The sequence below is a fragment of the Streptomyces sp. NRRL F-4489 genome (assembly GCF_001509485.1).
In the GTDB taxonomy this organism is placed as follows: domain Bacteria; phylum Actinomycetota; class Actinomycetes; order Streptomycetales; family Streptomycetaceae; genus Streptomyces.
Genome location: NZ_LLZI01000292.1, coordinates 1 through 22995, shown reverse-complemented (window position 1 = coordinate 22995; position 22995 = coordinate 1). Strand labels below are relative to the sequence as shown.

Here is a 22995-nt window from a genome sequence, read left to right as displayed (position 1 = left end):
GGTGTGCCGGACTGCTTCGCTTTACGTCCGGCACACCCCCACCCCGCAGACCCGTCCCCTCCCGAGGGGGGTGGGTTTCCGTGTCCGTTGGGGCTGGTCCCGGTGGGCCGGTGCGGCTCGTCATCGGTTGCCGGGCGCTCACCCTCAACGAGACGAGCCGCACCAGCCCACTCACGCCAGGCCCCACCGGCCTGGAAACTCACCCACCGGCGGGAGGGGGCGGGTCTCCGGGGGTGGTGTGCCGGACGTAAAGCGAAGCAGTCCGGCACACCACCCCCGGAGACCCGGCACCGCACCCCGAAAGCCCCGCGCAGCGGAATACAAGCAATGCGCCGCAGGCGCACAGGAAAGCCCCCCGCGGCGGGAAAGCCAACAACGTGGGAAGCCTAAAAACCTAGCTTGCGAAGCTGCTTCGGGTCGCGCTGCCAGTCCTTGGCGACCTTCACATGAAGGTCGAGGAACACCGGCGTGCCGAGGAGGGCCTCAATGTGCTTGCGGGACTTCGTCCCGACCTCCTTCAGCCGCTTGCCCTTGGGGCCGATGATGATCCCCTTCTGGGAGGGGCGCTCGATGTACACGTTGGCGTGGATGTCGAGCAGCGGCTTGTCGGCGGGGCGGTCCTCGCGAGGAAGCATCTCCTCGACGACGACCGCGATCGAGTGCGGCAGCTCGTCGCGGACACCCTCCAGCGCCGCTTCGCGGATCAGCTCGGCGACCATGACCTGCTCCGGCTCGTCGGTGAGGTCGCCCTCCGGGTAGAGGGCCGGGCCCTCGGGGAGGAGGGGGACGAGGAGGTCGGCGAGGAGCGAGACCTGGCTGTCGCCGACCGCGGAGACGGGGATGATCTCGGCCCATTCGATGCCGAGTTCCTTGCCGAGCCGGTCGATGGCGATCAGCTGGGCGGCGAGCGTCTTGGAGTCGACCAGGTCGGTCTTGGTGACGATGGCGACCTTGGGGGTCTTGCGGATCTCGGCCAGCTCGCCGGCGATGTAGCGGTCGCCGGGGCCGATCTTCTGGTCGGCGGGGAGGCAGAAGCCGATCACGTCGACCTCGGACCAGGTCGTCCGCACGACGTCGTTGAGCCGCTCGCCGAGCAGCGTGCGCGGCTTGTGCAGGCCGGGGGTGTCGACGAGGACGAGCTGCGCGTCGGGGCGGTGCACGATGCCGCGCACGGTGTGGCGGGTGGTCTGCGGGCGGTTGGAGGTGATCGCGACCTTGGTGCCGACGAGAGCGTTCGTGAGGGTGGACTTGCCCGCGTTGGGGCGACCGACGAAGCAGGCGAAGCCGGCACGGTGCGGGGCGGTGGACTCTGTGCGAACGCTCATGGCGCCCATTCTCCCCGATCCCCGCCGCCACTCCGACCATCCGCGGCTTCCGGTCGTACCGGGGGCGGGGCGCGCCGGGCCGCGGGCGCCCCGCCCGGTGGCGGGAGGGGTCAGGCCGCCGGGCCCGCCGGGACGGTGGTGCGCAGGGTGCCGTCGGGGGCGGCCACGAGGACGGGGGTGCCGGGGCCGCCGAGGTCGCGGACGGCGGCCCGGTCGGCGTCGGCGGCCTGCGCGGCCTCGGTGACCACGGCCGCCGCCTCCAGGGACTTAGCGCCGCTGGCGACGGCCATGGCGACGGCCGTCTGGAGCGCGCTGAGCTGCAGGGATTCCAGGGCGACGGTGCCGGCGACGTAGGTGCGGCCGGTCTCGTCGCGGACGGCGGCGCCCTCGGGGACGCCGTTGCGGGCCCGCGCCGAGCGCGCGAGCGTGATGATCTTGCGGTCTTCGGGGTCCAGCGGTGCGGCTTCGGTCATACCGGCGAGCATATGACGGGGCCGGACCGGCGCGTACGGGGCGGCCCGTTCACCCGGCGACCGGGTACATCCCGCCGCGCCGCCCCTCCGGCGAGGTCAGCCGCTCCAGCTTGGCGGCGGTGCCGGTGTCCGGGCAGGGGTTGTACAGCATCACGCTGAGGTCGGGGCGGGCCGGGACCTGGAGCTGGGTGGTCTCGAAGAGCAGCGCCCCGGCCTGCGGGTGGTCCATCTCCTTGAGCAGCTGTCCGCCGTCCTGGACGTCGCCGCGGGCCCACAGCGCCGCGAACTCCTCGCTGCGCGCGGCGGTCTCCCGGATCACCTCGGCGAAACCCTCGTCGCCGGGGCGGGCCGAGCTGGCCGCGCGGTACTGGGCGACGAGCCGGGGCGCGTTCGCCTCCCAGCTCACCGTCCGGGCACGGTAGAAGGGGTCGGTGAAGAACGCGATCAGGCAGTTCGGGGACGCGCCGGGCCGGCCGTGGCCGAGGACGATCCGCGCCGCCTCGTTGAAGGCGATGGTGTTCCAGTACGGGTCGGTGATGTGCGCGGGGAACGGCATCCAGGCGTCGATGAGCCGCTGGAGGCCGGGGGCGACGCCGCCGGGGCCGGGCTCGGTGCCCTCGGCGTCCTCGGCGTCCCGGCGCGGCGGCGGGTTCAGGCCGGCCAGCGCGTAGAGGTGGCGGCGCTCGGCGCCGGTGAGCCGCAGCACCCGGGCCACCGCGTCCAGGACCTGGGGCGAGACGGTGATGTCGCGGCCCTGTTCGAGCCACTGGTACCAGGAGGCGCCGACGCCGGCGAGGACCGCGACCTCCTCGCGGCGCAGGCCGGGGGTGCGGCGGCGGCCGCCGTCGGGCAGGCCCGCCTCGGCCGGGGTGACCCGGGCCCGGCGGCCGCGCAGGAAGGTGCGGAGTTCCTGGCGGCGGCGCGCGTCGGCGGTGTCGGTATCGGTGTCGGTGCCGGCGGCTGCGGTGGTGTCCATGGCTGCCCGTTCCCCCTGGTCGGCGCGGCGGTGGGGCACCACGATAGGCCGCCGCCGGGCGGGGAACGCACGAAGGCTGAAGAGTCCGGTTGCCCCGCTCCCCTGCGCCGGGGCACCCGGCTCTTCAGCCGACGTCGTTTCCGGGCAGCGCGGTGCGCCGTGAGCCGGCAGCGGTGCCGGTGCCCGGAGGGCGCGATGTCCGCGGCCTTCGCCGGGTGTCATCGCGGATGCGGCGGTCCGTCACGTCCGTCGCGTACGTCGCGTTGGCTACGTCCACTACGTCCGTCACATGACCGCCGGGCGGCTACGGGGCAGGGGGCGGAACCGCGTCACCGGGCCGTTCCGCCGGGCTTTCGCCACCCTCGCGGAATTCCCCTCTCGCGCATTCCGTTCGGCTGCCTTTCGCCGCACGGTGCCGGGCCTTTTCCGGCCCGGCACGAAGATCTTTCCATGGGGTGGAGAAAGGAATCCAGGGCTGGCGGAAATGGCTTTGCGGAAATTTGCGGTGTACTGGGGATCAGTTGCCGAGCGGGCGGAATGGGGCGGAACGGTCCCGGAATTGCCGGGTCCGGTGGCGGCCGGGGCGGTCAGCCGGCGGCGCCGTCACGCTCCGCGTCCGCCGCCCGGACCGGTTCGCAGAGCACCGTGACGATCTTGTTGCGGCGGCCGGCCGGCGATTCCGCGATCAGCCGCAGCGCCTTGAGGTCCGGGTCGGAGGCGTCGGCGGAGAGGTCGATCTCGGCGGTCGCGCCGGCGATCGGGACCCGGCCCAGCTGCTTGGCGAGCAGCCCGCCGACCGTCTCCACGTCCTCGTCGTCCAGCTCCGCCAGGCCGTACAGCTCGCCCAGCGCGCCGATGTCGAGGCGGGCGGTGACCCGATAGCGGCCGCCGCCGAGGTCCTGCACCGGCGGGAGTTCCCGGTCGTATTCGTCGGTGATCTCGCCGACGATCTCCTCCAGGATGTCCTCGATGGTGACGATGCCGGCCGTGCCGCCGTACTCGTCGATCACCACCGCGACGTGATTGCGGTCCCGCTGCATCTCGCGCAGCAGATCGCCGGCGTTCTTGGTGTCCGGGACGAACACCGCCGGGCGCATCGCCGTCGACACCAGCTCGGTCTCCGCGTCCCGGCTGATGTGGACCTTGCGGGCGAGGTCCTTGAGGTAGACGACGCCCACGATGTCGTCCTCGTTCTCGCCGGTGACCGGGATGCGGGAGAAGCCGGAGCGCAGCGCCAGGGTGAGGGCCTGGCGGATGGTCTTGAAACGCTCCACGGAGACCAGGTCGGTGCGCGGCACCATCACCTCGCGGACGAGGGTGTCGCCGAGCTGGAACACCGAGTGCACCATCCGGCGCTCCTCGTCCTCGATCAGCGACTCCTTCTCCGCGAGGTCCACCAGGGACCGCAGTTCGGCCTCGGAGGCGAACGGGCCCTTGCGGAAGCCCTTGCCGGGGGTGAGGGCGTTGCCGAGCAGGATGAGCAGCTGCGGCACCGGGCCCATCACCCGGGCCAGCGGCAGCAGGACGTACGCGGCGGCGGTGGCGGTGTTCAGCGGGTGCTGGCGGCCGATGGTGCGCGGGGAGACGCCGACGGCGACGTAGGAGACCAGCACCATCACCGCGATGGCGACGGTCAGCGCCTGCCAGGTGGTGGCGAAGGAGCGCAGGCAGGCGTAGGTGACCAGGGCGCCGGCGGCCACCTCGCAGCCGACCCGCACCAGCAGCGCGAGGTTGAGGTAGCGGGTGGGGTCGGCGGCGACCGCGGCGAGCTTGGCGCTGCCGCGGCGGCCGGAGCGGACCGCCTCCTCGGCCCGGAAGCTCGTCGTCCGGGTCAGGCCCGCCTCGGCGCAGGCGGCGAGCCAGGCGATCACGACGAGGAGGACCGCGACGGCGATCAGGGTGGTCATCGCGCGCTCCGTCAGGTCACGGTGGGGGCCGGCGAGGGGCCGGTGATCCCCCGCTCGGCCCGCCAGCCGTCGATGATCGCGGCCTGGAGCCCGAACATCTCGGCCTTCTCGTCGGGCTCCTCGTGGTCGTAGCCGAGCAGGTGCAGCACGCCGTGGACGGTCAGCAGCTGGAGCTCCTCGTCCATGCTGTGCGCCGTCGGGGCGGCCGCGCCCTGCTGGGCGGCGACCTCCGGGCAGAGCACGATGTCACCGAGGAGACCCTGCGGGGGCTCCTCGTCGTCCTTGGCCGGCGGGCGGAGTTCGTCCATCGGGAAGGACATGACATCGGTCGGCCCGGGGAGGTCCATCCACTGGAGGTGGAGCTGCTCCATGGCCTCGGCGTCCACGACGATGACGGACAGCTCGGACAGCGGGTGGATCCGCATCCGGGCCAGGGCATAGCGGGCGACGTCCAGGACCGCCTGCTCGTCGATGTCCGTACCGGACTCGTTGTTGACGTCGATCGACATGGGGTGGGTGGGTCTCGCTTCTCTGGTCGTGCGGCGCGGGCTACCGGCCGTTGCGGCTGTCGTACTTCTCGTAGGCGTCGACGATACGGCCCACGAGCTTGTGCCGGACCACGTCCCTGCTGGTCAGCTCGGAGAAGTGGACGTCGTCGACGCCGGTGAGGATCTCCCGGACCTGGCGCAGGCCGCTCTTGGTGCCGCCCGGCAGGTCGATCTGGGTGACGTCGCCGGTGATGACGATCTTGGAGTCGAAGCCGAGCCGGGTGAGGAACATCTTCATCTGCTCGGGATTGGTGTTCTGCGCCTCGTCGAGAATGATGAAGGCGTCGTTCAGCGTCCGGCCGCGCATGTACGCCAGCGGCGCGACCTCGATCGTCCCGGCGGCCATCAGGCGCGGGATGGAATCGGGGTCGAGCATGTCGTGCAGCGCGTCGTAGAGCGGGCGCAGATACGGGTCGATCTTCTCGTAGAGGGTGCCGGGCAGGAAGCCCAGGCGCTCGCCGGCCTCGACCGCGGGGCGGGTCAGGATGATCCTGTTGACCTGCTTGGCCTGGAGGGCCTGGACGGCCTTGGCCATGGCCAGGTAGGTCTTGCCGGTGCCGGCCGGGCCGATCCCGAAGACGATGGTGTGCTTGTCGATGGCGTCGACATAGCGCTTCTGGTTGAGCGTCTTGGGGCGGATGGTGCGGCCGCGGTTGGAGAGGATGTTCTGGGTGAGCACCTCGGCCGGGGTCTCGGCCCCGCCCTCGCCGTTCTCCGCGGCGCGGAGCATGGCGATGGAACGCTCCACCGCGTCCTCCGTCATCGGTTGACCGGTGCGGAGCACCAGCATCATCTCGTCGAACAGGCGCTGGACGAGGGCGACCTCGTGGGCGTCGCCGACCGCGCTGATCTCATTGCCCCGGACGTGGATGTCGGTGGCGGGAAAAGCGTCCTCGATCACACGCAGGAGCGAGTCGCCGGATCCCAGGACCGTCACCATCGGGTGCTTGGCCGGGACCGTGAACTGGGCGCTCGCCTGCGCTCGTGTGGGTGTCTGCGTCATGGGTAGGCCGGGTGGCCTGCTCAACCCCCATCCTCTGCTCATCACACGTGCGGACCTCGGCAGCGCTGCCCGCACCGGCTGCTTGCGCTACCAGAGTACGACGGGCCACCGACAAGCCGTCCGGCTTTTCGGGCCGGGCCGGACCGGGCCCGCCCCCGCCGCCGTCCGCCGCCCCTCACGCCGGCCCTTACGCCGGCCGGCGGAAGCCGATCGTCGGGACCGCGCGGGCCAGCCGGGCGGACGCGGACGGCGCCGCGTCATCGGGCACGGCCGGGAAGCCGGGGCCGGCGCCGGCGCCCGCCAGGACCGCGTCCAGGAAGCCGTACTGGCTCCGCAGCGCGTCCCCCGCCGCCGTGCCCAGCGTCCGCGCCCGGCACCACCAGGCGGCGATCTCGCCCCAGCCGGGCGCCGCCAGCGACCCGCCGAACTCCTGCACCGACAGCGCGGCGCTCAGCCCCGCGAACGCCAGCCGGTCCGCCAGCGGCCAGCCCGCCAGCGTGCCAGTGACGAAGCCCGCCACGAAGACGTCCCCGGCGCCGGTCGGATCCAGCGCCTCCACCGCGATCGCCGGCACCTCGGCGGTCTCGCCGCTGCCGGAATCCACCGCGTACGCGCCCTCCGCACCGAGCGTGACGACGGCGAGCGGTACGAGGTCGGCGAGCTTGCGGGCGGCGGCCCGGGGGCAGTCGGTGCGGGTGTAGCGCATCGCCTCCTCGGCGTTCGGCAGGAACGCCTCGCAGTGCTCCAGGTGCGCGAGGTCGGCCGGGTCCCAGCGGCCGGAGTCGTCCCAGCCGACGTCGGCGAAGATCCGGCTGCCGCGGCCGGCCGCGCAGCCCAGCCAGCCCTCGCGGCGGCCGGGGACCAGCGAGGCGACGCAGGCCCGGGTCGGCGGCGGGCAGCCGGGGGCGTGCTCCCCGTCGAAGGCGTGCTCGGGCGGCGGCGCCTCGTGGCCGTGCGAGACCATCGTGCGCTCGCCCTCGTAGGCCATCGAGACCGTCACCGGGGAGTGCCAGCCCGGGACCTTCCGGGAGAGCGCCAGATCGATGCCCTCGCCCCGCTCCAGCGCCTCCCAGCAGTACTCGCCGTACATGTCGTCGCCGAACGCGGCGGCCAGCGACGTGCGCAGGCCCAGCCGGGCGAGCGCGGTGGCCATGTTGGCGACGCCCCCGGGGCTGGAGCCCATCCCGCGCGCCCAGGATTCCGTGCCGCGCACCGGGGCGGAATCCAGGCCGGTGAAGATGATGTCGAGGAAGACCGTGCCGGTGAGGTAGACGTCGGTGGGCGGATCGCCGTCGCGGCGCACCGCGGCCAGCGGATCGAGCCCCGGCGGCCCGGCGGCCGGCCCCGGAGGCGGTTCCATCTCGCGTCGGCTCGCGTTCACCGCGCTCGCCCCTCTCGTACGCACCTCGTGCCGCAAGTGTGCCTGATGCTGAGGTACGTTCCGCCTCATGAGGCTCACCATTCTCGGCGGCGGCGGCTTCCGGGTGCCGCTGGTCTACCGCGCCCTCCTGGACGATCCGGCCCGCTCGGTCTCCGAGCTGACGCTGTACGACACCGATCCCGCGCGGGTCGCGGTGATCTCCGGCGTGCTGGCCCGGCTGGCACAGGGCCGTCCGTCACCGGTACCCGTACGGGTGGCGGAATCGCTCGACGCGGCGCTGACGGGCGCCGACTTCGTCTTCTCCGCCATACGGGTCGGCGGCACGGAGGGCCGCATCCGGGACGAGCGGATCCCGCTGGCGGAAGGGGTGCTGGGCCAGGAGACGGTCGGCGCGGGCGGGATCCTCTACGGGCTGCGGACGATCCCGGTGGCGCTGCACATCGCCGAACGCGTCGCGGCGCTCGCGCCGGGCGCCTGGGTCATCAACTTCACCAATCCCGCCGGGATGGTGACCGAGGCGATGGCGCAGGTGCTGGGCGACCGGGTCATCGGCATCTGCGACTCGCCCGTGGGGCTGGTGCGCCGCGCGGCCCGGGCGGCCGGCGCCGACCCGGCGGCCCTGAAGGACCCGGCCCGCTCCGGCTACGACTACGTGGGCCTCAACCACCTCGGCTGGCTGCGGTCGTTGACCGTGGACGGCACCGACGTGCTCCCCGCCCTCCTGGCCGACGAGTCCGCCCTCGGCTCCTTCGAGGAAGGCCGCCTCTTCGGCGCCGAATGGCTGCGCGTCCTGGGCGCCCTCCCCAACGAATACCTGCACTACTACTACTTCCGCCGCGAGACCCTGCACTCCATACAGGACACGGCCCAGACCCGCGGCGAATTCCTCGACCACCAGCAGGGCGGCTTCTTCGAACGCGCCGCCGCGGCCGGCTCACCGGACGCGGTGTACGAGCTGTGGGAGCGCACCCGGCTGGAGCGCGAGGAGACGTACATGGCGCACAGCCGGGAGGCGACCGGCGGCTGGCAGCGGGACAGCCACGACCTGGAGGGCGGCGGCTACGACCGGGTGGCGCTGGCCCTGATGCACGCCATCGCCGGCAACTCGGGCCGCCGTCTCATCCTCAACGTCCGCAACGGCACCACGGTCCCGCAACTCGCCCCCGACGCGATCGTCGAAACCGTCTGCGAGGTCACCTCCCAGGGCGCCCGCCCCCTCCCCTGCACCCCGCTCCGCGAAGACCAGTTGGGCCTCATGCTCCAGATCAAGTCCGTCGAACGCGCCACCATCGACGCCGCCCTCTACAAAGACCGCGACGCCGCCCTCCGCGCCCTCGCCCTCCACCCCCTGGTCGACTCCGCCACAGTCGCCTCCCACATCCTCGAACGAGCGGCAGAGGGGGCGTAGCGGGGGCCTTCCTCCCCGCCCGCCCCGGGAATCCCCGCCCGGGAATACCCGCTCCCCTGCGCCGCGTTGGGGCCCCGCAGGGGGGCCTCGCGCCCCCTACGGGCTGTTCGGGCATCCCCTGGCAACGCGTCCCAATTGGCTGGGCCGCGAGGAGTCCGAGGCCGCGCTTGATCGAGGACCTGCCCGCCAGCAGACTGCTCTCCATGGGATCACCAGGCATGGCCACCAGGGCGCAGGTCGGGAGCCGGCGGTGAGTACGAGCCTGCCCTTCTTCCGCTATCACCCGGACCCTCTGGCGAGCGGGTCCATCCGCGTGGCCGCCGAGACGTGCGACTGCTGCAAGCGCGACAGGGGATGGATCTACACGGCCACCTTCTACACCGCGCACGAGGTCGATGGACGCTTCTGCCCGTGGTGCATCGCAGACGGGAGCGCGGCCGAACGCTTCGCGGGTGAATTCACCGACTCCTACGGGCTCGACGGCGTCAGCGAGGACGTTCTGCACGAAGTCACTCGCCGCACCCCTGGCTTCCACGCCTGGCAGGACCCGCACTGGCTCGTCCACTGCCAGGACGCGGCCGCCTTCGTGGGCGAAGTCGGGTACACCGAGCTGGCGGCGCGTCCCGAAGCCCTCGACCAGCTGCGGACCGACATGCGCCTCGACGGCTGGCACGACGAAAAGCAGCTTGAGCACTTCCTGACCCACCTGGGCGTCGGGGCAACCGCCATGCTCTTCCGCTGCACCGTCTGCGGCACCCATCTCGCCTACACCGACGCGTCCTAGAAGTCGCCTGCTCGGGCGAGTCGTCGGGGACCGGGGGGGTGCTGAGGGGCAGAACACGCCACATCAGATGACCCGTAAGGCCACCGCACAGCACAGCACCGCCGGAGAGGTCGCCCCTCCCTCTCCTCGGGAATAGCCGCCCCCCGGCGGCGCGTTGGGGCCCGCAGGGGGGCCTCGCGCCCCCTACGGGATCCGTTCGCACGCCCCCTACGGGCCCCACCCTCCCCCCCGGCACGCCCCCTCAGTGCCCCCGAGCCACCCACTCCGCCAGGTGAGGGGCTTCCGTGCCGATGGTGGTGGGGTCGCCGTGGCCGGGGCGGACGAGGGTGTCCGGGGGGAGGGGGAGGAGGCGGTCGCGGAGGGAGTCGATGATGGTGGGGAAGTCGGAGAAGGAGCGGCCGGTGGCGCCGGGGCCGCCGCGGAAGAGGGTGTCGCCGGTGAAGACGGTGTTCAGGTCGGGGGCGTAGAGGCAGACCGCGCCGGGCGCGTGGCCGGGCGTGTGCAGCACCGTCAGGTCCGTTCCGGCGATGGTCAGCACCTGGCCGTCCGACAGATGCGCGTCGGGCGCGGTGTCCGGGTGGGTCTGCTTCCACAGCGGCAGGTCGTCGGCGTGCAGCAGGATCCGCGCGCCGGTGCGGGCGGCCAGCGCCGGCGCGGCGTCGATGTGGTCGTTGTGCGCGTGGGTGCAGACGATCGCGCGCAGGGTGCGCCCGTCGAGGGCGCGGAGGATGGCGTCGGCGTCGTGCGCGGCGTCGATGACGATCGCCTCCGCGCCGTCCCCGACGATCCAGACGTTGTTGTCGACGTCCCAGGTGCCGCCGTCCAGGGAGAACGTCCCGGAGGTGACGAGGTGGTCGATGCGCGCGGTCATCACAGCACCACCACCGAGCGCAGGACGTCGCCGGCGTGCATCCGGTCGAAGGCCCGCTCAACCTCGTCGATCCCGATGGTCTCGGTGACGAAGCCGCCGAGGTCGATCCGGCCCTGCTGGTGCAGGTCGATCAGCATCGGGAAGTCCCGGGACGGCAGGCAGTCGCCGTACCAGGACGACTTCAGGGCGCCGCCGCGGCCGAAGACGTCCAGCAGGGGGAGTTCCAGGGTCATCTCGGGGGTGGGGACGCCGACCAGGACGACGGTGCCGGCCAGGTCGCGGGCGTAGAACGCCTGCCGGTACGTCTCCGGGCGGCCGACCGCGTCGATGACGACGTCCGCGCCGAAGCCGCCGGTGAGTTCGCGGATGGCTTCTACGGGGTCGGTGGTGCGGGAGTTGACGGTGTGGGTGGCGCCCATGGTGCGGGCGGTGGTCAGCTTGCGGTCGTCGATGTCGACGGCGATGATCTTCGCCGCGCCGGCCAGCCGGGCGCCGACCACCGCCGCGTCGCCGACGCCGCCGCAGCCGATGACCGCGACCGAGTCGCCGCGGCCGACCCCGCCGGTGTTGATCGCGGCGCCGATCCCGGCCATCACCCCGCAGCCCAGCAGGCCCGCGACGGCCGGGGAGACCGCCGGGTCGACCTTGGTGCACTGCCCGGCGGCGACCAGCGTCTTCTCGGCGAACGCGCCGATGCCCAGCGCCGGGGTCAGCTCCGTGCCGTCCGTGAGGGTCATCTTCTGCCGGGCGTTGTGGGTGTTGAAGCAGTACTGGGGCCGTCCGCGCAGACACGCCCGGCAGGCGCCGCAGACCGCCCGCCAGTTGAGGATGACGAAGTCCCCGGGGGCGATGTCGGTGACGTCCGGGCCGACCGACTCCACCACACCGGACGCCTCGTGGCCCAGCAGGAACGGGAAGTCGTCGTTGATCCCGCCCTGCTTGTAGTGCAGGTCGGTGTGGCACACGCCGCACGCCTGGATTTTCACGACGGCCTCGCCGGGCCCGGGATCGGGCACCACGACGGTCTCCAGCCGGACCGCTTCGTTCTTCCCCGGCGCCACGACGCCGCGCACTTCCTGTGCCATCGGTACCGCCCCTCTTCGAAGATCGCGTACGGGACCACTGTGGCGCACCGCCGCCGGGTTGTGCCACACCGGACGCGGGCGGCGCGGCCGGGGGCGGGGGATCGTCCCTGGTGGTCCGGTCCCCGGGGGAACGCCGGCAAGGGCTGTGGCTTCGGAGCCAGTTGAGCAAACCCCTCTCGCCCCACCTTTACGAATCCTTTAATCTCCGCGCGTAGATACCGCCGCACGGCCTCTGTTAGACCTACCGGAACGTTTTCCGTCCGCCTCATGACCGTCCCCGGCCGTTCATGACCGCTTCTCAAGGAGCCGCGCATGCCCCGTCCCGCCCTCTCCCGACGCGCCCGCCTCGGCGGGGCGGTGGCCGCCGCGCTCGTCGCCGGCAGCACGCTGTTCGCCGCCGGCCAGGCCACCGCCGAGCACTCCGTACCGCGCACCGACAAGGAGATCCCGAACGTCACGCTGGTCGAGGACAAGATCAAGGCGTACTACGGCGACACGGTGGCGGCCGACGGCGAGCACTACGCCTCGCCCACCAGCAACTACGCCCGCCAGGTCCGCGGCATCGAGGCCAAGGCGCGCACTTACCTGGCCGGCGCGCTGGCCAAGAAGGGCGAGACAGGCGGGAAGGCCGGGAAGGGCGGGAACGCCAAGCCGGCCATCGTCCTGGACATGGACGACACCACCCTGCTGACCTACAACTACGAGCTGAAGGTCGGCTTCAACTTCACCCCGAAGTCCCAGGATGAGTACCTCGAGCACACCGACATGGCCCCGGTCTTCGGCATGAACGACCTGGTCAACTGGGCGCACTCCAAGGGCGCCGAGGTCTTCTTCGTGACCGGCCGCAAGGAGGCGCAGCGCGACTGGAGCGTGCGCAACCTCAAGAACGTCGGCTACGACGTCCCGCTGGACCGCGCGCACGTCTTCCTGAAGGACAAGGACCACCCGGCGGACTACCTGCCGTGCGGTACGACCTGTTCGACCATCGGCTTCAAGTCGGGCACCCGGAAGCACATCGAGTCGCTGGGCTACCGGATCGTCGCCAACTTCGGCGACCAGTACAGCGACCTGGCGGGCGGGGCGGCCCAGCGCACGTTCAAGCTGCCGAACCCGATGTACTACCTGCCGTAAGGCCCCCGTCAGGGCGCGCGGCCCCCGGCGCTCCCCAGGGGCGCCGGGGCGCGGCTCAGGGGCGCCGGGGCGGCTCAGCGCCTCTTGGGGAGCGGTACCCGCATCAGGTCCCGGGCGATGGTGAGTTCGCCGGTGTAGCCGGCCGCGCGGGCCTGCCGCGCGAAGTCCTCGGGGTCGGCGTAGCGCTGCGAGAAGTGCGTCAGGACGAGGTGCCGCACGCCCGCCTCGGCCGCCACCCGCGCGGCCTGACCTGCCGTCAAGTGTCCGTACTCCTCGGCGAGTTGGACGTCGTCGTCGAGGAACGTCGACTCGATCACCAGCATGTCCGCGCCCGCCGCGAGCGCGTGCACGCCGTCGCACAGCCGGGTGTCCATGACGAACGCGAAGCTCTGTCCGGGCCGGACCTCGCTGACCTCGTCCAGGGTGACGCCGTTCAGTTCGCCGTCCCGTTGGAGGCGGCCGATGTCCGGGCCGGTGATGCCGCGGGCGGCGAGCCGTTCGGGCAGCATCCGCCGGCCGTCCGGCTCGGTGAGGCGGTAGCCGTACGACTCGACGGGGTGCGAGAGGCGGCGCGCCTGGAGGACGTAGCCCTCGGCGCGGTCCAGTTCGCCGTCGGCGGCCACCGGGCGCTGGGCGATGCGGACCGTCTCCCGGTAGGCGGTGGCGTAGCGCAGCCGCTCGAAGAACCGCTCGCCGCTGGCGGGGTAGTGGGCGGTGACCGGGTGCGGCACCCGGTCGAGGTTGATCCGCTGGATCACCCCGGCCAGGCCCAGCGAGTGGTCGCCGTGGAAGTGGGTGACGCAGATCCGGTTGATGTCGTGGGCGGCGACGCCGGCCCGCAGCATCTGCCGCTGGGTGCCCTCCCCGGGGTCGAAGAGCAGCCCCTGGCCGTCCCACCGCAGCAGGTAGCCGTTGTGGTTGCGGTGCCGGGTGGGAACCTGGCTGGCGGTTCCGAGGACGACCAGTTCACGTACCGACATGGCTCGTTACCCGGGGGGCCACTGGAGGCCGCGGCCCCCGAGGACGTGCAGATGGGCGTGGAAGACGGTCTGGCCGGCGCCGGCGCCGGTGTTGAAGACGACGCGGTAGCCGGTCTCCTCGATCTGCTCCGCGGCCGCGATCTCGCGGGATTCGCACAGTATGTCGGCGATGACCTGCGGCTCGGCGGCGGCGAGCGCCGCGGCGTTGGGGTGGTGGGCCTTGGGGATCACCAGGATGTGCGTCGGGGCCTGGGGGTTGATGTCGCGGAACGCGACGGTGGTGTCGGTCTCGCGGACGATCGTCGCCGGCACCTCCCCCGCCACGATCTTGCAGAACAGGCAGTCGGCCTGCGGTTCTCCCGCCACCGGTGGCTCCTCCCGGGTCGCGCGGCATGCGGCGTACGCACGGTGCGCACGCCCTCCGGATGCTAGCCGATCACCCCTGCGGGCCCCGGGGGCCGGGCCGTCCCGCGATGCCCGGCCCGGCGGCCCCCCGGTCCGGCCCGTGCGGTCCCGCGCTTCGCGGCCGGGCCGCCCTAAGCTGGGCGCTCAGACCGCATTGGCCCCGCGAACGGGAGTACGCACCATGGCAACCACGCGCACCGCCGCCACCCACTGGGAAGGCAACCTCCTCCAGGGCAAGGGCACCGTCGCCCTGGAATCCTCCAAGGCCGGGAGCTACGAGGTGAGCTGGCCCGCCCGCTCGGAGGAGCCGGGCGGCCGGACCAGCCCGGAGGAGCTGATCGCCGCGGCCCACTCGTCCTGCTACTCCATGGCCTTCTCGCACGGCCTGGCCGGCAAGGGCCACACCGTGGAGAGCGTCGACACCCGGGCCGATGTCACCTTCCAGCCGGGCGAGGGCATCACCGGCATCGTGCTGACCGTCAAGGCCCGGGTGCCCGGCCTGTCGGAGGAGGACTTCCAGGCGGCGGCCGAGGACGCCAAGAAGAACTGCCCGGTCAGCCAGGCGCTGGCGGGCGTCAAGAACATCCAGCTGAACGCCGAGCTGCTGCCCTGAGGGAAGCCGGGGGCCGGCCGGCGCCCTTGACGGCCCGGCCGGCCCCGAACTCAGCTCCAGCGCCCCGTACGCCCCAGCAGCAGCGCGGTGGCCGCCGTCCCGGCCGTCGAGGTCCGCAGGACGGACGCGCCCAGGCGGTACGGCTTGGCGCCGGCCTCGGCGAAGAGCGTCAGCTCCTCCGGGGCGACGCCGCCCTCGGGGCCGACGACGAGCACGATCGAGCCCTGGGCGGGGAGTTCGGCGGTGGCCAGCGGCGTGCTGCCCTCCTCGTGGAGGACGGCGGCGAAGTCGGCGTCCGCGAGCAGCGCGGCCACCTGCTTGGTCGTCAGCGGGTCGGCGACCCGGGGGAAGGTCAGCCGGCGCGACTGCTTGCCCGCCTCCCGGGCCGTCGCCCGCCACTTGGCCAGTGACTTCGCGGCCCGTTCGCCCTTCCACTGGGTGACGCAGCGCGCCGCCGGCCACGGCACGATGGCGTCCACGCCGGTCTCCGTCATGGTCTCCACCGCCAGTTCGCCCCGGTCGCCCTTGGGGAGCGCCTGGACGACGGTGATCGTGGGCGACGGCGGTTCCTCGGTGCGCAGGCGGGTGACGGCGACGATCAGCCGGTCCTTGCCCTCGACGGCGGCGACCGTGCCCTCCGCGCCCGTCCCGGAGCCGTCGGTCAGCACGATGTCCTCACCGGCCCGCAGCCGCCGCACCGACACCGCGTGCCGCCCCTCGGGGCCGTCCAGGGTCACCGTGCCGCCGGCCCGTACGCCGTCGAGCGCGTCGACGAGGAAGACGGGCGCGGTCACAGCGCCCCACCTGCCCCCAACGCGGCGCGCGCGGCGTCCAGTTCGGCCGCCAGCACCGCCACCAGCTGCCCGGCGGGCATCTCCCGCGCGAGCCGGTGGCCCTGCCCCGCCCAGAGGTTGAGGCCCTGGGCGTCGCCGGCCTTGGCGGCGGCCTTGCGGACCGGGGAGGTGAGGTAGTGCACGGCCGGGTAGGCGGCGGGGGCGTACGGGCCGTGCTCCCGCAGGAAGCGGTTGACCAGGCCGCGGGCCGGCCGCCCGGAGAACGCCCGGGTCAACTCGGTATGTGTGTACAGGGGGTTGGTCAGCGCCTGCTTGTGCAGCGGGTTGGCGCCGGACTCCGGGGTGGCCAGGAACGCGGTGCCCAGCTGGGCCATCGACGCGCCGGCGGCCAGCACCGCGGCGATCTGCGCGCCGCGCATCAGCCCGCCCGCGGCGATCACCGGGATCCGCACGGCCTCCCGCACCTGCCCGATGAGGGCCAGCAGCCCCAGCCCGGAACCGGTGCCGTCGGCGTGCGGGTCGTCCCGGTGGGTGCCCTGGTGGCCGCCGGCCTCGACGCCCTGCACGCACACCGCGTCCGCGCCCGCCTGCTGCGCGTCCTGCGCCTCGGCGGCGGTGGTGACGGTGACGACGGTGTACGTCCCCAGCTCGGCGAACGCGGTGAGGACCGCGCGGGTGGGGCAGCCGAAGGTGAACGAGACCAGCGGTACGGGGTCGTCGCGGAGGATCGCGAGTTTGGCCTCGTAGCCGTCGTCGCTGGAGCCGTTGATATCGCCCAGCTCGGTGTCGTACCAGGCGGCCTCGCCGGCCAGCTGCTCGCGGTAGACCTCGACGGCGGAGGTGTCGGCCAGCGGCGGCTGCGGCATGAAGAGGTTGACGCCGAAGGGGCGGCCGGTCAGCGCGCGCAGCCGTTTGATCTCCTGGTACATGCCGTCGGCGGTTTTGTAGCCGGCGGCGAGGAAGCCGAGGCCGCCCGCCTCGCAGACGGCGGCGGCCAGCTCGGGGCCGGAACCGCCGCCCGCCATCGGGGCCTGCACGATGGGATAGCGGCACAGATCGGTGAGCGCGGTGGGCATGCCCACATCGTGTCACGCCGGGCGCCGGGGCCCGAAACGGGGCGGGGCCGGGCCGGGGGATGCCCCGGCCCGGCCCCGCCGGTAACGCGCTGTGCCCACCCGGGGGACAACCCCCGGACCCCCGGCCGCTACCGGGGCGAGCCCCTACCGCCCGTTGAAGGCGTCCTTCAGCCGCGAGAACAGCCCCTGCTGCCCGGGCTGGAACTGGCCCTGGGGCCGTTCCTCGCCGCGCAGCTTGGCGAGGCGGCGGAGGAGTTCCTCCTGCTCGGGGTCGAGCTTGCTGGGCGTCTGCACCTCGACGTGGACGATCAGGTCGCCCCGGCCGTTGCCGCGCAGATGCGTCACACCGCGGCCGTGCAGCGGGATCGACTGGCCGGACTGCGTACCGGGCCGGACGTCGACCTCCTCCATGCCGTCCAGCGTCTCCAGCGGGCACTTGGTGCCCAGCGCCGCCGCCGTCATCGGGATGGTGACCGTGCAGTGCAGATCGTCGCCGCGCCGCTGGAACACCGGGTGGGGCAGCTCGTGGATCTCCACGTAGAGGTCGCCGGCCGGGCCGCCGCCGGGGCCGACCTCGCCCTCGCCGGCCAGCTGGATGCGGGTGCCGTTGTCGACACCGGCGGGGATCTTGACGGTCAGGGTGCGGCGCGAGCGGATCCGCCCGTCGCCGGCGCACTCCGGGCACGGTGTGGGGACGACCGTGCCGAAGCCCTGGCACTGCGGGCAGGGCCGGGAGGTCATGACCTGGCCGAGGAAGGACCGGGTGACCTGCGAGACCTCACCGCGGCCGCGGCACATGTCGCAGGTCTGCGCGGAGGTGCCGGGCGCCGCGCCCTCGCCGCTGCAGGTCGTGCAGACCACGGCGGTGTCGACCTGGATCTCCTTGGTCGTCCCGAACGCGGCCTCGCTCAGCTCCACGTCGAGGCGGATCATGGCGTCCTGGCCGCGGCGGGTCCGCGAGCGCGGGCCGCGCTGCGAGGCCGTGCCGAAGAAGGCGTCCATGATGTCGGAGAAGTTCCCGAAGCCCGCGCCGAAGCCGCCCGCGCCGCCGGCCCCGCCGGACTGCGAGAGCGGGTCGCCGCCGAGGTCGTAGACCTGCTTCTTCTGCGGGTCCGACAGCACCTCGTAAGCGGCGTTGATCTCCTTGAACCGCTCCTGGGTCTTCGGGTCGGGATTCACGTCCGGGTGCAGCTCGCGGGCCAGCCGCCGGAACGCCTTCTTGATCTCGTCCTGCGAGGCATCCCGCCGCACGCCCAGGACCGCGTAGTAGTCCGTCGCCACTTACGACTCCGCCAGGATCTGTCCGACGTAACGTGCCACTGCGCGTACCGCTCCCATCGTTCCGGGGTAGTCCATGCGGGTCGGTCCGACCACGCCCAATTTCGCGACGGCTTCGTCGCCCGAACCGTAGCCGACGGTGACGACCGAGGTGGACGTCAGGCCCTCGTGAGCATTCTCATGCCCGATCCGTACGGTCATGCCCGAGTCCTTGGCCTCCCCCAGCAGCTTGAGCAGCACCACATGCTCCTCAAGGGCTTCCAGCACCGGCCGGATGGTCAGGGGGAAATCATGCCCGAAGCGCGTGAGATTGGCGGTGCCGCCGATCATCAGCCGCTCTTCGGTCTCCTCCACCAGAGTCTCCAGCAACACCGACAGTACTGTCGAGACGGTGGCGCGGTCGTCCTGTTCGAAGGATTCCGGAAGATCCTGCACCAGCTGCGGGACGTCCGCGAAACGGCGGCCGACGACCCGGCTGTTGAGCCGGGCCCGCAGGTCCGCCAGGGACGTCTCGCCGAACGGCGTCTGGCAGTCCACCAGCCGCTGCTCGACCCGTCCGGTGTCGGTGATCAGCACCAGCATCAGCCGGGCCGGGGCCAGCGCCAGCAGCTCGACGTGGCGGACCGTGGAGCGCGTCAGGGACGGGTACTGCACCACGGCGACCTGCCGGGTCAGCTGCGCCAGCAGCCGGACCGTGCGGCCCACCACGTCGTCCAGGTCGACGGCGCCGTCGAGGAAATTCTGGATCGCGCGGCGCTCGGGGCCGGACAGCGGCTTCACCCCGGCGAGCTTGTCGACGAAGAGGCGATAGCCCTTGTCGGTCGGGATGCGCCCGGCGCTGGTGTGCGGCTGGGCGATGTAGCCCTCGTCCTCCAGGGCGGCCATGTCGTTGCGTACGGTGGCCGGGGAGACGCCCAGCTTGTGCCGCTCGGTGAGCGCCTTGGAGCCGACCGGCTCCTCCGTCCCGACGTAGTCCTGGACGATGGCGCGCAGCACTTCGAGCCTGCGTTCACTGAGCATCCCGCGCACCTCCACTCGGCCGTCCCGCCGTGTCGTCACCTTCTCTGGCACTCACATGGGCCGAGTGCCAGACCCGGAGCCAGTGTACGGCCGGGCGGCGCGGATACGGCAAGGGCGGGCGCACCGGTCCCTTACCCCGTGGCGCCGCCCGCGACCCGTGCCGGGGCCCGCCGCCGGGCGCGTTCGGGGCGCGCGCGGGCGCCGCCCGGTCGCCGTTCCCGCCGGCCGCCGGGCACCGCCCTCGCCGGGACGCTAGCTTCTCGGTATGCGTACGACGTGGGAAGAGGCGGGCTGGGAGCGGCTCGGCACGGGGGTCGCCCGCCGCCGGATGCCCGGCTGGGACGAGACGGTCGGGGTGGTCGCCGGCTCCGGCGGCGTACTGCTCGTCGACACCGGTCCGACCCTCCGGGACGGCGCGGAGCTGCGGCGGACGGTCCGCGCGGTGCTCGGCCGCGATGTGACGCATATCGCGCTGACCCATCCGCACTTCGACCACGTCCTGGGGACGGCGGCCTTCGCGGGCGTGGAGGTGTTCGGCGCGGCCGGGGTGGGCGAGCTGCTGCGGCACGGCAAGGACGCGCTGCGGCACGACGCGGTCCGGCACGGCGTGGACCGGGACGCCGCCGCCGAGGCCGCCGACCTGCTCGTCTCCCCGCACCACCATGTGCACGGCCAGCTGACCGTCCGCCTCGGGGACCGCGAGGTGCTGCTGGCCAACGTGGGCCCCGGGCACACCGCGCACGACCTGGCCGTCCTGGTGCCCGGCGGCCCCGGTGAACGGGAGGTCGTCTTCTGCGGCGACCTGGTGGAGGAGTCCGGCGAACCCCAGGCGGGCCCGGACGCCGTGCCCCGCCGCTGGCCGGCGGCGCTGGACCGGCTGCTGGCCCTGGGCGGCGAGGACGCGCGGTACGTACCGGGGCACGGGGCGGTGGTCGACGCGGCCTTCGTGCGGGCGCAGCGGGAGGCGCTGGCGGGGCGGTTCGGGGTGGCGGGGGCGGTGTAGGGGCGGACGGGCGTCTCCGGGACGAGCCGCACCCGTACGCGCCCGGTGGCGCTCGCCCCTACTCGTCCCTACCGGTGCCGCTCGTACGCGCCCGGCCATTACTGGTACGAGTCTTCCGGACCGGTACGAGTCTTCCGGCACCGTCCGTAGGAAAGCAGTCAGAACCGTCCCCTCAGGGGAACAGGACCCGTCCGTAGGGAAGCAGACGTATGCGCAGCAGGCAGTACAGCTCCGATCTCACTCCGCCCTGGAAGAAGCCGAAGCCGGTGCCCGAGGTGCCGGCCGACGCCGGGCTGGTCGTGGAGGAGGTGACGACGGGCTACTGCGGGGCGGTCATCGGCTGCGAGAAGACCGCCGAGGGTCTGACCGTCACCCTGGAGGACCGGTTCGGGAAGCGGCGGGTGTTCCCGATGGCGCCGCGCGGCTTCCTCCTGGAGGGGCGGCCCGTCACCCTCGTACGGCCGCGCAGCCGGCCGGAGCCGAGCGGGCCGGCGCGGACGGCGTCCGGTTCGCTCGCGGTCCCCGGGGCGCGCGCCCGGGTGGCGCGGGCCGGGCGCATCTACGTGGAGGGCCGGCACGACGCCGAGCTGGTGGAGCGGGTCTGGGGCGATGACCTCCGGATCGAGGGGGTCGTGGTGGAGTACCTGGAGGGCATCGACGACCTCCCGGCGATCGTGGACGCCTTCGCCCCGGGGCCGGACGCGCGCCTCGGTGTCCTGGTGGACCACCTCGTGCCCGGTTCCAAGGAGTCCCGGATCGCGGCGCAGGTCACCGGGGCGCACGCGCTGGTCGTCGGCCACCCGTACATCGACGTCTGGCAGGCGGTGAAACCGTCGTCGGTGGGGATCGCGGCGTGGCCGGAGGTGCCGCGCGGCCAGGACTGGAAGACCGGGGTGTGCCGGGCGCTGGGCTGGCCGGAGAACACGGGTGCCGCCTGGCAGCGGATCCTGTCCCGGGTGCGGTCCTACAAGGATCTGGAGCCGGCGCTGCTGGGGCGGGTGGAGGAGCTGATCGACTTCGTGACGGCGCCGGGGGCGTAGCGGGGCGGGGCGGGCCGTTTCCTGTGGTGCGCGGTGGCGGTGGTGAGCGCACTCTGGTAGCAGCGATTCCGGAGGTGACCGCCATGTTGAAGACCGCTGTCGGATGGCATGTCGAGCTGGAATTCGAGGAGGACACCCACCGCACCCGGGCCGCCGCGATGGTGCGGCTGCCCGATGGGACCGAGGTGCGGGCCCATGGTGATGCCACCCGCCACCCGGCCGACGGGAATCAGCCCCGGGTCGGCGAGGAGGTCGCGGGGGCCAGGGCCCTCAACGACCTGGCGATGCAGCTGCTGACCAAGGCGCATGACGAGATCGACACGGCGTCGGGGCGCACGTCGCGGCCGTTGACGCACTGAGCCAGGGGCCGTTGACGCACTGAGCGGGGGCGTGGGCTGACGCGCCCCGGGGGCGGTGGCTATCGGGCCACGGGGCGTGGCGCGGTGCGCCGCCCCGGTCCGCCGGGCGGCGGTCGGTTCCGGTCGGGCCGTCGGTTGAGGTCGCCGGGGTCAGTCCACCAGGTCGCGTACGACCGCGTCGGCCAGGAGGCGGCCGCGGAGGGTCAGGACGGCCCGGCCGGCCTCGTAGGGGCCCGGCTGCAGGAGGCCGTCCGCCAGGGCGCGGGCGGCCGCGCGGGCGCCGGCGGGCGCGAGCAGGTCCAGGGGGCAGCCGGCGACCAGGCGGAGCTCCAGGAGGATCCGCTCGACGCGGCGGTCCTCCTCGGCCAGCACCTCCCGGCCCGCGCCCGGTGAACGGCCCTCGGCGAGCGCCTGGGCGTAGGCGGCGGGGTGCTTGGCGTTCCACCAGCGGACGCCGCCGACGTGGCTGTGCGCGCCCGGCCCGGCGCCCCACCAGTCGGCGCCGGTCCAGTACAGCTCGTTGTGGCGGCAGCGGGCGGCCTCGGTGGTGGCCCAGTTGGAGACCTCGTACCAGGAGTAGCCGGCGGCGGTGAGGTGCTCCTCGGCGAGGAGGTAGCGGTCGGCGTGCACGTCGTCGTCGGTCATCGGGACCTCGCCGCGGCGGATCCGGCGGGCCAGCTGGGTGCCCTCCTCGACGATCAGCGCGTACGCGGAGATGTGGTCCGGACCGGCGCCGGTGGCGGCCTCCAGGGAGGCGCGCCAGTCGTCGTCGGACTCGCCGGGGGTGCCGTAGATCAGGTCGAGGTTGACGTGGTCGAAGCCGGCCGCGCGGGCCTCGGCGACGCAGGCTTCCGGGCGGCCCGGGGTGTGGGTGCGGTCGAGGATCTTCAGGACGTGCTGCCGGGCGCTCTGCATGCCGAACGAGACGCGGTTGAAGCCGGCCGCGCGCAGCTCGGCGAGGTAGCGGGGATCGACGGACTCCGGATTGGCCTCGGTGGTGATCTCGGCGTCGGGCGCCAGGCCGAACTCGTCGCGCAGCGCGGCCAGCATCCGCCCGAGGTCGGCGGCGGGCAGCAGGGTGGGGGTGCCGCCGCCGACGAAGACGGTCCGTACGGGGCGGGGGTCGTCGCCCAGGACCTTGCGGGCGAGCCTGACCTCTTCGATGAGGGTGTCGGCGTAGGTCTCGCGGGAGGCCAGGGCGCCGCCGGGGCCGCGCAGCTCGCTGGCGGTGTAGGTGTTGAAGTCGCAGTAGCCGCAGCGGGTGGCGCAGTACGGCACGTGCAGATAGAAGCCGAGGGGGCGCTCGGCGGCGCCGGTCAGCGCATGGCGGGGCAGCGCCCCGTCCTCGGGCATCGGCTCACCGTCTGGCAGTGCGGAAGGCATGGGGTCCATTGTCCGGCATGCGGGGCGGTGGGTGGGTCGGGGCGCGTGCTGGGGGCCTGGGGCGCTGGGAATACTCGCCGGTCCGGCTGGGTTGGGGCCCCGCAGGGGGGCTTCGTGTCCCCTACGGGCTCCGTTCGAGCGCCCCCTACGGC

23 protein-coding genes are annotated in these 22995 nt (G+C 73.2%); 7 read left to right on the top strand and 16 right to left on the bottom strand.

Annotation, left to right across the window (positions count from 1 at the left end):
* Positions 1 to 386: 386 nt before the first annotated feature.
* The 7 genes from era to ADL22_RS32820 all read right to left on the bottom strand — a co-directional run bounded on the left by era (position 387) and on the right by ADL22_RS32820 (position 7592).
* The gene (era, locus tag ADL22_RS32850) at positions 387 to 1334 is read right to left on the bottom strand and encodes a GTPase Era (RefSeq protein WP_420711622.1); all 948 of its coding nucleotides are present in this window, start codon (positions 1332 to 1334) and stop codon (positions 387 to 389) included.
* 101 nt (positions 1335 to 1435) lie between these two features.
* Entirely contained in the window at positions 1436 to 1810 is a 375-nt protein-coding gene (locus tag ADL22_RS32845; RefSeq protein ID WP_079064614.1) for a cytidine deaminase, read from the bottom strand.
* A 37-nt stretch (positions 1811 to 1847) separates the two neighbouring features.
* Positions 1848 to 2774, bottom strand: a complete 927-nt coding sequence (locus ADL22_RS32840) for a helix-turn-helix transcriptional regulator (RefSeq protein WP_066988176.1) — start codon at positions 2772 to 2774, stop codon at positions 1848 to 1850.
* Between the two features lie 587 nt (positions 2775 to 3361).
* A complete protein-coding gene (locus ADL22_RS32835) occupies positions 3362 to 4681 on the bottom strand; it encodes a hemolysin family protein (protein ID WP_066988174.1) in 1320 nt (439 codons plus the stop codon).
* An 11-nt stretch (positions 4682 to 4692) separates the two neighbouring features.
* On the bottom strand, positions 4693 to 5190 hold the full coding sequence (gene ybeY / locus ADL22_RS32830; protein WP_066988172.1) for an rRNA maturation RNase YbeY: 498 nt from the start codon (positions 5188 to 5190) through the stop codon (positions 4693 to 4695).
* A gap of 40 nt (positions 5191 to 5230) precedes the next feature.
* Complete coding sequence (locus tag ADL22_RS32825; RefSeq protein WP_066988170.1) at positions 5231 to 6232, bottom strand: PhoH family protein; 1002 nt, start codon at positions 6230 to 6232, stop codon at positions 5231 to 5233.
* Positions 6233 to 6419: 187 nt separating this feature from the next.
* Positions 6420 to 7592 (bottom strand): carbohydrate kinase family protein, encoded by a 1173-nt coding sequence (locus ADL22_RS32820; protein ID WP_066988168.1) that lies wholly within the window; start codon positions 7590 to 7592, stop codon positions 6420 to 6422.
* A gap of 88 nt (positions 7593 to 7680) precedes the next feature.
* Between ADL22_RS32820 and ADL22_RS32815 the strand changes: the two genes are divergently transcribed.
* Together ADL22_RS32815 and ADL22_RS32810 are read left to right on the top strand one after the other, a co-directional pair.
* Entirely contained in the window at positions 7681 to 9021 is a 1341-nt protein-coding gene (locus ADL22_RS32815; RefSeq protein ID WP_066988166.1) for a 6-phospho-beta-glucosidase, read from the top strand.
* A gap of 250 nt (positions 9022 to 9271) precedes the next feature.
* Positions 9272 to 9805 (top strand): CbrC family protein, encoded by a 534-nt coding sequence (locus ADL22_RS32810; protein ID WP_066988164.1) that lies wholly within the window; start codon positions 9272 to 9274, stop codon positions 9803 to 9805.
* Between the two features lie 241 nt (positions 9806 to 10046).
* Here ADL22_RS32810 and ADL22_RS32805 read toward each other — a convergent pair whose 3' ends face one another.
* Both ADL22_RS32805 and ADL22_RS32800 read right to left on the bottom strand, forming a co-directional pair.
* Positions 10047 to 10676: an MBL fold metallo-hydrolase gene (locus ADL22_RS32805; protein ID WP_066988162.1), complete on the bottom strand. Its 630-nt coding sequence runs from the start codon at positions 10674 to 10676 to the stop codon at positions 10047 to 10049.
* The gene (locus tag ADL22_RS32800) at positions 10676 to 11761 is read right to left on the bottom strand and encodes an S-(hydroxymethyl)mycothiol dehydrogenase (RefSeq protein ID WP_066988160.1); all 1086 of its coding nucleotides are present in this window, start codon (positions 11759 to 11761) and stop codon (positions 10676 to 10678) included. The genes ADL22_RS32805 and ADL22_RS32800 overlap by 1 nt, the downstream gene beginning before the upstream one ends.
* Before the next feature lie 312 nt (positions 11762 to 12073).
* On the opposite strand from ADL22_RS32800, the gene ADL22_RS32795 reads away from it, so the two are divergent.
* Positions 12074 to 12892, top strand: a complete 819-nt coding sequence (locus tag ADL22_RS32795; protein WP_066988157.1) for an HAD family acid phosphatase — start codon at positions 12074 to 12076, stop codon at positions 12890 to 12892.
* A gap of 74 nt (positions 12893 to 12966) precedes the next feature.
* Here ADL22_RS32795 and ADL22_RS32790 read toward each other — a convergent pair whose 3' ends face one another.
* Both ADL22_RS32790 and ADL22_RS32785 read right to left on the bottom strand, forming a co-directional pair.
* A complete protein-coding gene (locus ADL22_RS32790; RefSeq protein WP_066988155.1) occupies positions 12967 to 13872 on the bottom strand; it encodes a ribonuclease Z in 906 nt (301 codons plus the stop codon).
* A 6-nt stretch (positions 13873 to 13878) separates the two neighbouring features.
* Complete coding sequence (locus tag ADL22_RS32785; protein WP_066988153.1) at positions 13879 to 14238, bottom strand: histidine triad nucleotide-binding protein; 360 nt, start codon at positions 14236 to 14238, stop codon at positions 13879 to 13881.
* Positions 14239 to 14458: 220 nt separating this feature from the next.
* On the opposite strand from ADL22_RS32785, the gene ADL22_RS32780 reads away from it, so the two are divergent.
* Positions 14459 to 14890 (top strand): OsmC family protein, encoded by a 432-nt coding sequence (locus tag ADL22_RS32780; RefSeq protein ID WP_066988151.1) that lies wholly within the window; start codon positions 14459 to 14461, stop codon positions 14888 to 14890.
* 50 nt (positions 14891 to 14940) lie between these two features.
* On the opposite strand, the gene ADL22_RS32775 is transcribed toward ADL22_RS32780, so the two are convergent.
* The 4 genes from ADL22_RS32775 to hrcA all read right to left on the bottom strand — a co-directional run bounded on the left by ADL22_RS32775 (position 14941) and on the right by hrcA (position 19058).
* The gene (locus ADL22_RS32775) at positions 14941 to 15684 is read right to left on the bottom strand and encodes a 16S rRNA (uracil(1498)-N(3))-methyltransferase (protein WP_066988149.1); all 744 of its coding nucleotides are present in this window, start codon (positions 15682 to 15684) and stop codon (positions 14941 to 14943) included.
* The gene (locus ADL22_RS32770; protein ID WP_066988148.1) at positions 15681 to 16760 is read right to left on the bottom strand and encodes a nitronate monooxygenase; all 1080 of its coding nucleotides are present in this window, start codon (positions 16758 to 16760) and stop codon (positions 15681 to 15683) included. Before ADL22_RS32770 ends, ADL22_RS32775 begins: the two co-directional genes overlap by 4 nt.
* Before the next feature lie 144 nt (positions 16761 to 16904).
* Positions 16905 to 18041, bottom strand: coding sequence for a molecular chaperone DnaJ (gene dnaJ / locus ADL22_RS32765; protein WP_066988147.1), 1137 nt, complete (start codon positions 18039 to 18041; stop codon positions 16905 to 16907).
* Complete coding sequence (gene hrcA, locus ADL22_RS32760) at positions 18042 to 19058, bottom strand: heat-inducible transcriptional repressor HrcA (RefSeq protein ID WP_066988180.1); 1017 nt, start codon at positions 19056 to 19058, stop codon at positions 18042 to 18044. It abuts the gene before it with no gap.
* A 265-nt stretch (positions 19059 to 19323) separates the two neighbouring features.
* Between hrcA and ADL22_RS32755 the strand changes: the two genes are divergently transcribed.
* The 3 genes from ADL22_RS32755 (at position 19324) to ADL22_RS32745 (ending at position 21460) form a co-directional block, all read left to right on the top strand.
* Entirely contained in the window at positions 19324 to 20061 is a 738-nt protein-coding gene (locus ADL22_RS32755; protein ID WP_066988145.1) for an MBL fold metallo-hydrolase, read from the top strand.
* A 209-nt stretch (positions 20062 to 20270) separates the two neighbouring features.
* Entirely contained in the window at positions 20271 to 21101 is an 831-nt protein-coding gene (locus tag ADL22_RS32750; RefSeq protein ID WP_066988144.1) for a DUF3097 domain-containing protein, read from the top strand.
* Positions 21102 to 21184: 83 nt separating this feature from the next.
* Complete coding sequence (locus ADL22_RS32745) at positions 21185 to 21460, top strand: DUF1876 domain-containing protein (RefSeq protein WP_066988143.1); 276 nt, start codon at positions 21185 to 21187, stop codon at positions 21458 to 21460.
* Positions 21461 to 21610: 150 nt separating this feature from the next.
* Here the strand turns inward: ADL22_RS32745 and hemW are convergent, their stop codons facing one another.
* Positions 21611 to 22843, bottom strand: a complete 1233-nt coding sequence (gene hemW / locus ADL22_RS32740; protein ID WP_066988142.1) for a radical SAM family heme chaperone HemW — start codon at positions 22841 to 22843, stop codon at positions 21611 to 21613.
* Positions 22844 to 22995 lie beyond the last annotated feature (152 nt).